Here is a 14378-nt window from a genome sequence, read left to right as displayed (position 1 = left end):
ATTAGTTATTCTTAAAAATATTATTGGCAAAGCATATACAATAAGGCCTCTGCGAATTAATCGCAAGAAGCCTTATTGTAATACCATTTAAACGGCAAAGGATTAACCCTCTTCCAAAAGTCTAATTCCTCTCTTATACTTTTAAACCAACATCTTCCAAAGACAAGCTGATAATTATCCGTTATACTAGGGAACAACTTCAACAAACTTAGTCAGTTGGGAGTTCCCTTTAATCTCTTATCACGGCATCTGGCCATTTTAGATTTCAAAACCTCAGCTAAGAATATTATTTTTAATCCAACTTTTCACAAATAACGCAAACGAAAGGAATGACGAAATTGAAAGCTATTAAAAATATAAAGTGGTCCGTTCTCCTAGTTCCCCTTATTTCAGCATTCTTCTTTGTGACAATTATCACAGCCGCCCCGAAAACAATAACCGCTAAAATGGATGATCAAGAAATTCAAACCATTGCCGCAGCGACGACAGAAACGACAAATGATCTCACAGCGCCCCAACCTGCTGTAGACCCACAAGCTGTTCCTATTCCAGCTAACACAAGCACCCCTTCTACTACACCAGCTCCAGCTAACACTCCGGCGAAAAAGGCACAGTCATCTCGGTCAACAGATTCAAGCAGTACTCCGAGTAAACCTACAACCGCCAAACCGACTTCACAACCAACAAACGCAAGTGCCATTATCGCTACTGGCAAACAGTATATTGGAGTAAAATATGTTTTCGGTGGAACTACACCGGCTGGATTTGACTGTTCTGGGTTCGTTCAATATGTTTTTGCTAAAAACGGCATAAATCTTCCTAGAGTTTCTCGTGATCAGTTTAAAATAGGTACTGCTGTATCATTTAGCAATCTGCAACCAGGAGACTTAGTCTTCTTCTCTTTAGCCAAAAACGGAGTAATTGACCACGATGGAATCTATGTAGGCAATGGTCAATTTATCAATGCATCCAGTTCTAAAGGCGTAACCATCTATACTATGGGAACTTATTGGAAATCCGCTTATGTCGGAGCAAAACGAGTTTTATAGTCATTATAAGTCAGTCTATTCAACGCTAAAATATTAAGGCGGGGGTCTAACAAAACATCTTTGATTTCGTTAGCCCCCCGCTCTGTATAAGCTTTCACTTTATTTTTCACCTGTTTCTGATAGGAGGCGTTACTTGCCCTTTGCAATTGCGATTCCAATTTTGGATCACAGCTACTTCAATAAGCGTTGCAAGATTGCGCCCCGGCCGAACCGGAATCGTAATCTCAGGAACCGAGATTCCTAAAATCTGTCGTGTTTCAGGAGTATCAATCCCCATACGATCATAAATCTTATCTTGCTTCCAATCTTCCAAGTGAACGATAAAGTTAATTACTTTTTCATCTCTCGCAGAACCTGCTCCAAAAAGCGTCGTAACATCAAGTATCCCTAAACCACGTACCTCAAGCTGATGCCGAATTCGTTTTGGTGCAGTGCCCAGCAGCCTTTCTTCATCTACTCGCCGAATTTTCACGATATCAGCAGCAACCAACAAATGCCCGCTCTTTATTAGTTCTAAAGCAGCCTCACTTTTACCAATCCCTCGCTCCCCAGTAATCAGAATCCCTGCTCCGTAAACATCAACTAACACTCCCTGAACATTAGTACTGGGAGCTAACTGGTTTATAAGGTAACGAATTAAAAGATAAAAAAGTTGAGTCGAAGAGCGAGGGGTTGTTAAGAGAGGAATCTTCCGCTCACTGGCCAATTCGATAAACTCCAGGGGAATGGTTAAACCCCGGGTAATAATTACACAAGGTACTTCTGCAAGCATTACTTGAGCGAGTTTTGAACGGCGCACAGAATAATCGAATTGCTGGATTAATCCTAATTCAGTCCGACCGTATACTTGAATACGTTTGGGCGTCAAATGTTCTAAATAACCCGCCAATTCAGCACTCGGACGTTTTAAGCTATATTCTGTAATCTCTTTGTCCAATCCCACATGCCCTGCTAAGACCTCAAAATTAAATTTCTCTACCAATTGGTTTACCGTAAGCAATTTTAACCCTCTTTCCAAACAGGGGATGCCCCTCCGTTTTCATATGTTTCCCGCTATAGAAATATATTATAAACTATTTCTGAAAATCTTGCTTCCTTTTGTCCTTAAAATATTTAGAAAGTGTTTACAATACCCCTTGTTTCCAATATTCTAAGGGTTAGGCATAATTTATATTTACAGTAATAGGAGGTAACCCCTTGAAGAAGCAGGCCGTCGTGATAAACCCTAAAGATAACGTTGCCACAGTAGTGGAAGACTTCCCTTCCGGTACTATCATTCATTTTTTTATCGGTCAATCAGAACATTCTCTCCAATTATTAGAAGACATTCCCCTTGGACATAAACTTGCTATTTGTGCAATTCAGGTCGGACAAGATATCCTCAAATATGCTGAAAGTATCGGGGTCGCCACTGAATTGATTCGACCCGGACAACATGTTCATGTACACAATTTAGAAAGTCGGCGCGGAAGCAGAGATAAATAATTATTCTATGAAATACAAACATCATTGATCTTAAGGAGGATACTCATGGATATATTAGGTTATCGTCGTCCCGATGGTAAAGTAGGCATTCGTAATCATATTTTAATTATCCCCACTTCCGTCTGTTCGAGCACCGTCGCAGCAAATATTGCCAATCAAATCCCAGAAGCAGTGGCACTTCCCAATCAACATGGTTGCTGTCAAATAGGTCCCGACCACCTGCAAACTGTTAGAACATTGATTGGCTTCGGCAAAAATCCAAATGTCGCTGCCGTACTTGTGGTGGGTCTTGGATGTGAAGGGATTCCTATTCGAGAAACCGCCGCGGAAATTGCTGCATCCGGCAAACCAGTTGAGGTCGTCATCATCCAGGAAATCGGCGGCACCTTAAAAACTGAAGCTGAAGGCCTGCGCAAAGTAAGTGAATTAGTCCGCCAAGTTTCACATCTTCAACCCGAAAAGGTTGATATCTGCGAACTAAGTTTAGCCATAGAGTGCGGAGGATCTGACTTCACCTCAGGACTTGCCTCTAACCCTGCTGTCGGTATCGCTGCTGATCTATTAGTTGCTGCCGGAGGCAACGTCATGTTGTCTGAAACTACAGAATTTATCGGAGCGGAACATGTCCTTGCACGTCGAGCTAAGACGCCGGAAGTTGCTGAAAAACTATTTAAAATAGTGCAAGACTGTGAAGAACGGGCCAAGTTTTTAAACGTCGACATTCGTGATGGCCAGCCCACACCCGGTAACATTGCTGGTGGCATTAGCTCCATTGAAGAAAAATCTTTAGGGTGTATCTATAAAGCAGGTCATGCCACCATTCAAGACGTACTTAAATATGGAGAAATTCCTAAGGGCAAAGGGCTTTATATCATGGATACGCCTGGTCAAGATATTGAATCTATTACTGGAATGCTCGCTGGAGGAGCTACGGTTGTGATCTTTACTACGGGGCGCGGAACTCCAACCGGTTCTCCAATTGCGCCTGTGATTAAAATTACCGCAAATAATCGTACGTATAAGACGATGGAAGACAACATTGACCTTGATGCATCCCCCATCATCTCCGGTGAAGAAACCATCGAGCAAGTTGGACAACGAGTTTTTGAAGAAATCCTGGCAGTGTCAAATAGACGAAGAACAAAAGCAGAGAGCTTAGGATATAAAGACTTTGGAATTTACAAGATTGCACCCACCTATTAATCAGACAGAATTTTTCGCAGAACAAACTTCTTGGGTAATCGCTAATACGAGTTAACAACGTCGAAGATATTATAGAGCCCTCATCATTACTGCGCTTCATATGAATCTCATTATTTGAGAAGGAGCCCTTCGCCGGAAATTACCGGCCAAGGGCTCCTTTTGACGTTTTACTCAACTTGCAGTCCTCATAATTAAATTCCCACACAACATTGCCATTCCAGTCCACACAAAAAAAGCTCCATCGGCAGTTCACAGCGACCGATGGAGCCGGATCATAATTATCCGCGTATTTTATCAAGTGTCTGCCTTATCTCGATAAGAAAACGTTCTGTACTGACCGTTTTCTTATTAGGAAGTTCCGAGATAAGCGCCAGATCTTTTGTCATAATTCCTGCTTCAATTGTTTTCAATGAAGCTTCCTCTAATTGATTCGCAAACTCAACCAATTCCTTTAGTCCGTCAAGTTCTCCGCGTTTTCTTAAGGCACCCGACCAAGCAAAAATTGTCGCCATAGAATTCGTCGAAGTTTCTTCCCCTTGAAGATGTTTATAATAATGCCTGGTAACAGTACCATGAGCAGCCTCATACTCGAAATTGCCATCCGGTGATACCAATACTGACGTCATCATTGCCAAACTCCCAAAGGCTGTAGCGACCATGTCAGACATAACATCACCGTCATAATTTTTACATGCCCATATGTAACCTCCTTCGGAGCGAACCACTCTGGCAACTGCATCGTCAATGAGAGTATAAAAGTATTCTATCTTAGCCTCTTCAAATCTTTCCTGATACTCCTGATCATAAATTTCCTGGAAGATATCTTTAAAGGTATGATCATATTGCTTGGAGATTGTATCTTTGGTGGAAAACCACAGATCCTGCTTTACTTCAAGGGCGTAATTAAAACATGCGCGTGCGAAGCTTTCAATGGATTGGTCAAGATTGTGCATTCCCATGAGAACACCCTTATCTTTGAATTCAAAAATCGTCTGACGAGTCTCTTCCCCTTTTTCGTTGGTAAAGACAAGCTCAGCCTTACCTGGTCCGTCTACTCTATACTCTACATTCCTATAGATATCTCCATAGGCATGACGGGCAATGATAATGGGTTTCTTCCATGAAGGTACTAATGGCTGAATACCCTTTGCAATGATAGGAGCACGAAAAACAGTTCCATCAAGAATCGCTCTTACAGTGCCATTAGGACTTTTCCACATTTGCTTTAGCTTATACTCTTCCACTCTCTGAGCATTTGGTGTAATCGTCGCACATTTGACAGCTACCCCATATTTCTTGTTTGCCATAGCAGCATCAATTGTGATTTGATCCTCTGTTTCATCCCGTTTCTGGAGACCAAGATCATAATACTCTGTTTTTAATTCGATGTAGGGTTTAAGTAAGATTTCTTTAATGGAATTCCAGATGATTCTAGTCATCTCATCTCCATCCATCTCCACTAACGGGACATTCATTTGAATTTTCTGCACGTTTCCATTTCCTCCTTAGTGATGCCTCGTCGAATCTAGGACTAGTCCTAGATTCCAATGTTTTTATACTTCGACAAAATAAATGTTTTTCCTTTTCCTCAAACACGTTATCAACTAGGTTTATCTCCGTTATACAATATTATTCGTTAACCTTGATCACTAACCTATATAAAAGCCCCAGATTTTTATATTAAACAGCTAACTCCCCAACTCAATTGAAAAACCAGCCCTAACTAAAAAAAATTAAATTGATTTTTTACGATTATCAAGATATTCTATTCATTAATACATTTTGTATATCTACCTTATTAAAAAGAAGCAGTGTTTTATACTTAGAAGGGAGTATTTTACCACATATGAAGCTCTTGAAAGAAAAAATTCGTAATAGCGCAAAAATAACCGAAAATAGAATCATTCAAGTTGATAGTTTCTTGAATCACCAATTGGATATTACTTTGTTCAATGAAATAGGTAAGGAATTCAAACGCAGGTTTTCAACTAAAGAAATAACAAAAATTGTAACCATCGAAACCTCTGGTATAGCCATTGCAAGTATTACCTCTCAATACTTTAATAATGTACCAGTAGTCTTTGCCAAAAAACATGCCGGCCTCAATATGAATCACGATGTTTACGAATCGAAAGTTTATTCTTATACTAAAGACCAGGAATATACTATTAAAATATCCAAAGAATTCATATCCTCAAATGACAAAATATTGATTATCGATGATTTTCTTGCTAGTGGAAGTGCACTCCTGGGTTTAGTTAGTTTAGTATCTCAGAGCAACGCTGAAATCTCTGGTGTGGGTATCGTCATAGAAAAATCATTTCAAGGGGGAAGAAAACTCGTAGAGGAAAAAGGCCTGCAGGTAGAATCTTTGGCGATCATCGACTCGTTGAAAGACGGTCAAGTATTTTTTAACTAGGCTAATATTAAGCAAAGCAGATGTTAGACATGTTGAAAATTGCTACAGGTGGCTTGATAAAACAAAACTACAAGATACCCTTAGAGGATGTCTTACGACACATCCTCTAAGGGTATCTTATCTTATCTTATCTTTATTTGCTTCCGGCTAGGTCAAACTGTATTTAGCTCTGCCTCCTTCATCCATTAAACAAAATGATTATTCCTTTACTGCGCAGGTTTTCCAAACACTCTTTAAGGTACTTTTCATTGTGTTCGGGATACACAAGAAACATCTTGCTTTCCTCGTCTCTCAGATGTTGAATTTCTCGATGATCAGGCTGGAATCGCGGTGCCGATTTCCCACGGTATCCGGGATCAATCCAACAACTTTCGGGATTGTATCCGCGCCGCTTCATCTCGTTCATTACCCTCACATGATAACTCCACAATCGTTCTCGAGAATAGCGAAAAACATAATTAACTACTGAATGAGGCTTTCCCCAGCTGTTCCCACGAAGTGCGCAGCATTCCCTATGTTGTCCCAAAAGTTGTTGTCTTGGCAAAAGTGAGAGCAAATTTTCATGCCATAAACGCATACTGTACTCTCCCTTATTTTTTTATTTGATTAATAAGAAGTTCTTATAATCATCACTCCCCCAAGAGTAATATATAAGTGCTCTAGGGGGAGTGATATAATCAATTAACATAGGCACCTTTATGGCTGATTGAGAGCTGGTTTTGGTCATCACAGTCTTAAATTTTGCCCATGATCCTTAAACCACTTTCTCCAATCTGCGTATTCCGGTATAAACTCTGCAACCCTCTGCCAAAACTGCTTAGAATGATTGAGATGGGTCAAATGAGCCAGCTCATGAATAATAATGTAATCCATCGCTGAATCAGGGGCCATAATAATACGCCAATTCAAATTAAGATTACCTTTACTTGAACAACTCCCCCATCTTGTCTTCTGTTCCTTAAGTCGAAATGTTTGGAAGGAAACCTGCATTCTCTTGGCCTGTTTATCAAGCTTATCTTGCAGAATCTTGCGCGCTTGCGCTTTATACCATAACTTGAGTGCTTCCATGATATTCAACGCACAGTCCTGTTCTAGTAAATCCATTGGCAAGTTAACCACGAGCAATTGACCCTCCAGAAAAACTCTAATCATTTTACGAGGATACCTTATAATTTTTAACTCTATGGTATTTCCACGATATAAAAACTGTTCACCATCGATATATCTTGCCGGGACTTTCAGCGTATCTCGCTTCACGAGCCAATGTTTTAAAATCCACTCCTGCTTGGTGCTTAATAAGTCTTGCAGTTGCTTGGCAGACACATTTTTGGGCGCTGAAATGCGAACGCGATCTTCAAGAATGCTCAGTGTTATTCTTCGATAACGAGTACTCCGTCGTTCCTCATAAGGAATAGTATGATCTCTTATAGTCAGTTGCTCCATTAAAGGTTGCTCCTTACTGAATATGGCCTTTCAAATTTTACAGTAGCTTAATCCTTTGTTGATGTCAATACGCTCCATAATAATCTTACATATAAGTAACCCTCAAAGTGATCTACCTAATCACTTTGAGGGTTACTTGTATTCATCACGCAAGTTCAGCAGTCAATCTCTGCATTCTGCTTGAAGTTGGCTTAATATGTTAACAACTTCTTGAGAAGACTGGGTCATTTGCACAAGAATTTGTTCTGCTTTTGCAGAATTTCCTTCTTCGAAGGCTTCTGCTGCTTGGCGGGCCAGCTCATGGACTTGTTTATGGGGAACTTCAAGGTCATTAATAGCAGGTAAATCGGCGCATTTATTGTTTGCTAGATTATCTACCCATTTTCCCAGACGACAATCATGGTGATTACCTACTTCACTAGACTTAATATTTTCAAAGCCCAATATCATGTTGTATATCCGCCAAGTCCAGAGCAGATGGTCCGTCTTGTAGAGTTCTAACGCTTGGAGAATATCCATTTCAGGGACTCTCTGAATTTGCTCAAACCTAATGTTTTGCAGATCTCGACTGAGGTTATAAATCCCCTGGCCTGTAATCATAGCGATATCATTGATATTCTCAGAAGCCTGGGACACCGTACCAATACTCCTTGAAGATTCCTCGCTTGCAGCACTTTGTTCCTCGCTTCCGGCTGCAATATTATGAATGTCATGAGCGACCGACTCGAAATTCCGAATAATTTGTTGCAGAGACTCGGCAGCCTCTTGCATCACAGACTTTCCACTCTGCATTGTTTGACTAAGTGACGTAATCTTTTTTGTTGTTTCTACTGAATTATGACTTAAGTCAGTAATTTTATGACTAATATCGGAAACTGATTCTTTTGTATACTCCGCTAATTTACGCACTTCATCTGCAACGACTGCAAAGCCTCGCCCATGTTCTGCAGCCCGAGCTGCCTCAATAGCCGCATTGAGAGCTAACAGGTTAGTTTGGTCCGCTACCCCTGATATCACGCCCACAATTAGCTCTATCTCCTGCATTGAACTCATAACTTCCTGAACTTGCTGACTAACTTTTTCAAACTCATCAAAGGAATGCTCCACAAATTGGATAGCCTGTTCAATCTTTTGTCCTCCGGTAACTGCAGCCCTGGTTGATTCCTCTACAAATCCTGATGAATTGGTTGCTGATACGGCAACCTCACTGGCGGCTGCACCTAGCTCTTCAGCCTGGGCCGAAAGGTTTCCCAGTTGCATGGTCTGTTCTTGAATTTGTTTCAGCATCTGACGAATCGACGTCATACTAGTGAGATCTTGAACTGCTCTATCAAATTTTTTCAATGAGAGCTTCGTTGAGTCTTGTTGCTCCGAGATGACACGGTTCAAAATTTCAACAGTCGGATATAATGGACTTGCAGAATGGATGTCGATTTCGATCTTTTGTGTAAAATCGCACCCTTTTAAACACTGATATAACTTTTCATAATCTGACTTTTCGTCCCCTATCGAAGATTCCTTCGATATTTTTTTAGAGAATAATATTTTGCCCACGTCCCCTTAACTTCAAAAATTAATACACAATGGATTTTTTCCAAGTTATAGCAAGTTTTGAATTTTAAACTGAATTTACTCTATTTTGTATTCTTAGAATTATTATAGGTGCATTAGATCCTAAATTCTATGATTTGCATAGATATATTTTCAAACAAAAAGAGCATCTTATCTATCCTTGAAGGATAAATAACTATTCGACTATTGACATAAAGTCTGTGCCGTAAAACCTAATAAATATATAGGCCAGCTTTAGAACCATAGTCAAGAGACTAATTTCTCTAAAACCTAAACTTGGAAATCCCCTCTTGTAACCTTTCGGTACTTTTCTTCGAGCTATTTTGTTAATTCTAAAATACCATTAGATTTTAGGGTGATATCTGTGGCCTCTTGAGCAATATTTGTCGTTGCCCCAGCTCCCTCATAAGCTGCCTTGGAAACTCCATCAATCGTCAAGAAGACCTCTTTCATCGAAGCTAAAATTTCTTCTGAAGCAGAGCTAAACTCCGAAACGAGATCATCTACAAACTTTGCATCTTCATTATACCTGTCAGCAACATTGAGCATTGTACTATAATCGTCATGAACATCTGCCGACATAAATTGGAGCAATCTATTGGCACTGTTAGTAAGACCATCCACCGCACTAATAACCTTGACTGTAATATCTTGTATCTTAATGACAGTATCTTTGGACTGTTCGGCGAGTTTTCTGATTTCTTCCGAAACTACTGAAAAACCTTTCCCCGCTCCTCCCGCTCTGGCCGCTTCTATTGCCGCATTTAAGGCTAGAAGGTTAGTTTGTGCGGTTATTTGCATTATGGATTCAGATAAAATGCTAATCTGGTTAACTATTTTTGAATTTTCTATAGCTATTTCAAGTTCATGCTTAGTCCCTAAGAAAATGTCGAAGGCCTTTTTGCTACATTAACCATTTCTTTCGTTTCTGATGCTCTATTATTAATCTTCAAGACTTCTAATGCGCCACTTTGAGCACTTTCGGCTAATGATTCAACAGTTTTCTCAATTTCTTGAGCAGTAGCTGTCATTTCTTCTGCTGAAGCAGCAGTTTCTTCCATACCCGCAGACAATTCTTCAGTGCTCGCAGATACATCTTCTAAACCCGAATTAAGAGCATTTACATTTTCCGAAACACATCTAACTACAACTTCTATATTTTCCGCTTCACTTTGTACATTCATTATCATATTTTTAATGTTTTGTATCGTACTATTCAGTCCATCTGCAATTTCTTTAATTTCATCGTTTGAAGTTACCTCACAGGTATTTGTTAAATCTCCTGAAGAAATTTTGGTGAGGGAACTATGAATTCTAGCAATGTTTTTAGAGATACTTCTAACAAGGAGCACCGAAATAATAATTCCCAATAAAATGGCAACTATGGAAAAGGTGGCAATAGAAATAATAATTTTGTTTACTTGCGCTGCTACACTGCCTTTTTCTACTCCAACAAAAAAAGCGCCAATTGTCTTGCCATTGGAGTCTTTAATCGGAGTATACTTTGTTTGATAAAGCCTATTTGTTACAATCGCATCTCCTTCATAAATTTCTCCTTGCTTTATAACTGTATTTGCCACTTGTTCAGACATTTTGGTACCCGTCGCTCTTTTGCCGTCTTTCATAACATTAGTAGCAATTCTTGTATCAAATAAAAATATTGTGCTAATGGAGTCCGTATCACTTTTTATAGCATCTACTAACTCGTTATCATCATTTATTATTTTCGTCCCTTTTAAGAGTTTATCTCCATCAGTTTGCCATTCACCTGGATATCTTTCATCCAGTAGTCTATAACCGCTCTTTGAACTGCTTTGAATTTGTTGACTCACATTTCTTTCAACCATAGCATTAACTCCAAAATAAACCTCTACTAAAATAGCAACTGCTAGAAACATTAACAAAGAACTTATCGTAAAAATAATTTTAGCTTTAAATTTCAAATTAACTCTTTTCATAACTCGTCTTCCTTTTTAAAGGTAAAGCAAAATACTTTACATTATAATTATAAAAAATATCATTAAAGATTAAAGTAGAATTTCATTCTATTGTTATACGCGAAAAAATCCATCATATTTTCGGATTTGACTATCAATATAAATTAAATTCTCTGACTATATCATGAATTTAATCAAACCTCTTTTCTATATCCTTCATGGATATAACTTTCAACAAATAAATACGTTTCTTATCTTTTGTGGCTATTCATTTTCCCTTATTATCTAGGGGTTGGATTACTAATCATCAATTTGTGTAATTTGATGGCAATAGCAAGTGCTAACCTGATATCAACGTTATCAAGGGACACGCCTAGAATCTTTTCTAATCGTTGTTTGCGAAAAAACAACGTCTTATAATGAATAAATAACTTATTCGCAGCATCTTTCAGACTATTATTTTGCAGAATCTCTTCTAGAGTAATTAAAAGGTCTGATCCTTTTTCAGAGTCATGTTCAATTAGAGGGCCTACCATTTTCCGAACAAATTCTAAAGAATAGTCTTTTCCGTAAATCAAAGAAAGAATCTGAAAAAGCCCGACATCCTTATGGTAATAGATTCCCCCTTGACCTTGCACTTGACATTGTGCTGAAATAAGAGTGTTGCTTGCTTCTTGATAACTGTCCTTTATACTGTTGGTACCACAATGGATATCACTTATTCCTATTATAATATTAAAATTCAATTTTGATCTTCCAATAATTTCCTTAAGTTCAGACGCTGCTTTCATACTATTTTCCCAAGAGTCCTGTGGATTTCCATCCTGACACAATACCCCTATCTTATCTCGATTATCCCAGACAATATATCTTGAATGAGTACTTATAAGATAGAGTATTTGATTCATTTGACTCTTTGAGGGTTTAGAATTTTGGTTGTTTCGATTTTTCACATCAGATCCTTGGAGCAGAATTAAGCAACAGTATAACGGAGAATCTAAAGTAATCCCAATTTCTTTGGCCATCATGTGTGTTTTTTTATTGTCAATTATCATGCCACTAAGAATATCATTTATAAAATCGCTTTTACGTTGCAATTCATATGTGAATTTAAGCATTTGATCAACTTCAAAACGCCCCGTGATGTCAGATATGACCACAACCACAGTCCTCTTCCCGTTAATCCGGTATTGCATCGGACCTATACGCCCCTCAATATAGCGTTTCTCAGACCCGAAATACATTTCTCGAATCATCGTTTTATTCTCGCCGGTTGATACGACATTACTGACGTCTTCCAGCATCAAATCTGCAAGATCTTGAGGAAACAATTGATGAAATGTCATTCCCTGCATTTTTACGCTGGACTCCATTTGTACTCCACTGTTTCCAAACACCTCTACATAGCAGCCATCTTCGTCAACGATGGCACTGTTATCAGGAATAGCTTGAGCAAAGTCCCTTAGCTTATTTTCGCTTTCTAAAATTCGACTCTCTGTTTCTTTCATTTTGGTAATATCTGTCATGACTCCTACTGCCCGTACTGGTTGCCCTTTTTCATTGCGGATGATTTTCCCTATGGCATTGACCCATCGGTATGAGCCATCTTTGTGGAGCATACGATGCTCAACTTCGTAATGATCGGTCTTTCCATCCCTGCTTTGTTGTATTGCCAAAGTAAGTTTCTCGTTATCTTCAGGATGCCAACGACTTTGCCACTCTTTTGCACCACTAGTTAGCTCATGTTCTTCATAACCAAGAATCCCTTTCCATTGTTTATCCATATAGGCAGAATCGTTAATCATATTGTAATCCCAAATCCCAGATTTTGTACTAGAGAGAACCAGCTCTAACCGCTCACGATTCTCCCTCAGTTCTTTTTCAACCTGCAATCTTTCCGTTACATCTACCATTGATAAAATAATATGTTTTTTTTCTTTTAAATTAATGATTCGTGAAGAGATTTCTACATCTCGAATTTCACTGCTTTTGAGTCTATGTTTGCTAATCAAAGTTTTAGGCCTGCTTATATCCTTCATCCACTCAGAGATTAATGACGGCTCCCCTGTGTCTATGTCAAATATCTTCAACCTCAGGAATTCATTAGTGGAATAACCATAATAATCAATGGCAGTTTGGTTCACTTCTGCAATGTCTCCTGTGTCTATATCTATAATAATCATAGCCGTCGGACTAAAGAAATAAATTTCTTGGTACTTATCCATGCTATAATGCTCAATTCTCTCAGACATAAATCAACCTCTCTCTTGTATATCTCCATATTATTCTATAATTCGACATTTTAATAAAATTACCTCTTAACCTTATTATTTGGCTATAAAATTTTCCACAGTATGATTTCTGCCTATATGCCACCAGATCGCTAATATAATTATTGCAGATATTCCATTGAATCAAAAAAGGATGACTCCTGTTTAATACAGAAATCATCTTCTTTAGTTCAACCGTTTATATGTCCTTTAGACAGCTCATGGCTTGACTTAAAGTTAACTCTTTCAGTGTTCCTATTGTTACGACACCAGTTTTAGCCTACTTATTTATTGAAGGCTATTTACCTATCAATTGGCTCTCGATATTGTAAAGAATCTCACAATCACAATTCCCATCATTTTTTTTAAACACCTCAAAGATTTCGTTAATTTTTCCTCTGCTTAATTGCATTTGAGTAAGGATTTGTTTGCTCAAACGCAGCGTATGGTCACAGTTTAGTCCGGATAGCTTCTCATTTAACCTGTAAAAAAACATTCTGTGAAAGAGTAAACTTAGTAATTCACAGTCCTTGTTTAGGCTTGCTTTCTCATAATTATAGAGAGAGTCGTATTCTAGACTTATAGTTTGTAATCCAGAGACAAGTCTGCGATTGACTTCTTCTTTTACTAGCTTCCGGTCTTTAGAAACCTCCTTGTCTGGAGATAATTGTTCCCTGAGTTCTCTTCGTTTCTCTTTATTAGCGGTTCTTTTAGCGTTACCTAGTGACATGAAATCGCTCCCCGTTCTATAGTTTATACTAAAGATATAAATAACTTATATTGAGAGTAGTTTCAATGCCCAATATCTTGCTATGAAGCAAATAAGATAATTATAACTTTACTTCAGTTACCTTTACTTTTACCGAAGATTAACGGATTATTCCTTTATTATAGACTCTTATTTAGAAAAGAGTAGGAATTAACCCCTCAACCAAGTGCTGAGTATAACTGTTATTTAATAATTTACTTACTTTTGAATATTAATTTAAATACAGGCTAT

General features: G+C 38.4%; 13 protein-coding genes. 4 read left to right on the top strand and 9 right to left on the bottom strand.

The genetic code is table 11. The features are described 5' to 3' along the window. Positions 1-338: 338 nt before the first annotated feature. Entirely contained in the window at positions 339-1049 is a 711-nt protein-coding gene (locus tag LJE72_RS05745; RefSeq protein WP_229246666.1) for a C40 family peptidase, read from the top strand. Between the two features lie 106 nt (positions 1050-1155). Here LJE72_RS05745 and hprK read toward each other — a convergent pair whose 3' ends face one another. Further along, a complete protein-coding gene (hprK, locus tag LJE72_RS05740; RefSeq protein ID WP_229246705.1) occupies positions 1156-2049 on the bottom strand; it encodes an HPr(Ser) kinase/phosphatase in 894 nt (297 codons plus the stop codon). 197 nt (positions 2050-2246) lie between these two features. Here hprK and LJE72_RS05735 point away from each other — a divergent pair, with 197 nt between their 5' ends. Next, on the top strand, positions 2247-2534 hold the full coding sequence (locus LJE72_RS05735; protein WP_229246665.1) for a UxaA family hydrolase: 288 nt from the start codon (positions 2247-2249) through the stop codon (positions 2532-2534). 45 nt (positions 2535-2579) lie between these two features. Next, positions 2580-3737: a UxaA family hydrolase gene (locus LJE72_RS05730; protein ID WP_229246664.1), complete on the top strand. Its 1158-nt coding sequence runs from the start codon at positions 2580-2582 to the stop codon at positions 3735-3737. A 278-nt stretch (positions 3738-4015) separates the two neighbouring features. Here LJE72_RS05730 and LJE72_RS05725 read toward each other — a convergent pair whose 3' ends face one another. Beyond that, positions 4016-5227 (bottom strand): NADP-dependent isocitrate dehydrogenase, encoded by a 1212-nt coding sequence (locus LJE72_RS05725; protein WP_229246663.1) that lies wholly within the window; start codon positions 5225-5227, stop codon positions 4016-4018. 356 nt (positions 5228-5583) lie between these two features. Between LJE72_RS05725 and LJE72_RS05720 the strand changes: the two genes are divergently transcribed. Then, positions 5584-6156, top strand: coding sequence for a xanthine phosphoribosyltransferase (locus LJE72_RS05720; RefSeq protein ID WP_229246662.1), 573 nt, complete (start codon positions 5584-5586; stop codon positions 6154-6156). Between the two features lie 178 nt (positions 6157-6334). Here LJE72_RS05720 and LJE72_RS05715 read toward each other — a convergent pair whose 3' ends face one another. The 7 genes from LJE72_RS05715 to LJE72_RS05685 form a co-directional block, all read right to left on the bottom strand. After that, positions 6335-6733 (bottom strand): TIGR02328 family protein, encoded by a 399-nt coding sequence (locus tag LJE72_RS05715; protein WP_229246661.1) that lies wholly within the window; start codon positions 6731-6733, stop codon positions 6335-6337. 149 nt (positions 6734-6882) lie between these two features. Continuing rightward, entirely contained in the window at positions 6883-7599 is a 717-nt protein-coding gene (locus LJE72_RS05710) for a M48 family metallopeptidase (protein WP_229246660.1), read from the bottom strand. A 162-nt stretch (positions 7600-7761) separates the two neighbouring features. Next, the gene (locus LJE72_RS26015; protein ID WP_229246659.1) at positions 7762-9153 is read right to left on the bottom strand and encodes a methyl-accepting chemotaxis protein; all 1392 of its coding nucleotides are present in this window, start codon (positions 9151-9153) and stop codon (positions 7762-7764) included. Positions 9154-9489: 336 nt separating this feature from the next. Further along, positions 9490-9972 carry a methyl-accepting chemotaxis protein gene (locus LJE72_RS05700; protein WP_229246658.1) on the bottom strand — a complete coding sequence of 161 codons (483 nt, stop codon included), beginning with the start codon at positions 9970-9972 and terminating at the stop codon, positions 9490-9492. Positions 9973-10049: 77 nt separating this feature from the next. Then, positions 10050-11129, bottom strand: a complete 1080-nt coding sequence (locus LJE72_RS05695; protein ID WP_229246657.1) for a methyl-accepting chemotaxis protein — start codon at positions 11127-11129, stop codon at positions 10050-10052. Positions 11130-11389: 260 nt separating this feature from the next. Next, on the bottom strand, positions 11390-13360 hold the full coding sequence (locus LJE72_RS05690) for a PAS domain S-box protein (protein ID WP_229246656.1): 1971 nt from the start codon (positions 13358-13360) through the stop codon (positions 11390-11392). A gap of 316 nt (positions 13361-13676) precedes the next feature. After that, on the bottom strand, positions 13677-14108 hold the full coding sequence (locus LJE72_RS05685) for a DUF2695 domain-containing protein (RefSeq protein ID WP_229246655.1): 432 nt from the start codon (positions 14106-14108) through the stop codon (positions 13677-13679). Between the last annotated feature and the right edge of the window lie 270 nt (positions 14109-14378).

Source organism: Desulfosporosinus shakirovi (genome assembly GCF_020595055.1).
GTDB classification, from domain to species: domain Bacteria; phylum Bacillota; class Desulfitobacteriia; order Desulfitobacteriales; family Desulfitobacteriaceae; genus Desulfosporosinus; species Desulfosporosinus shakirovi.
Note: the sequence above shows the minus strand (reverse complement) of the source record. Positions and strands in the feature narration are given on the sequence as shown.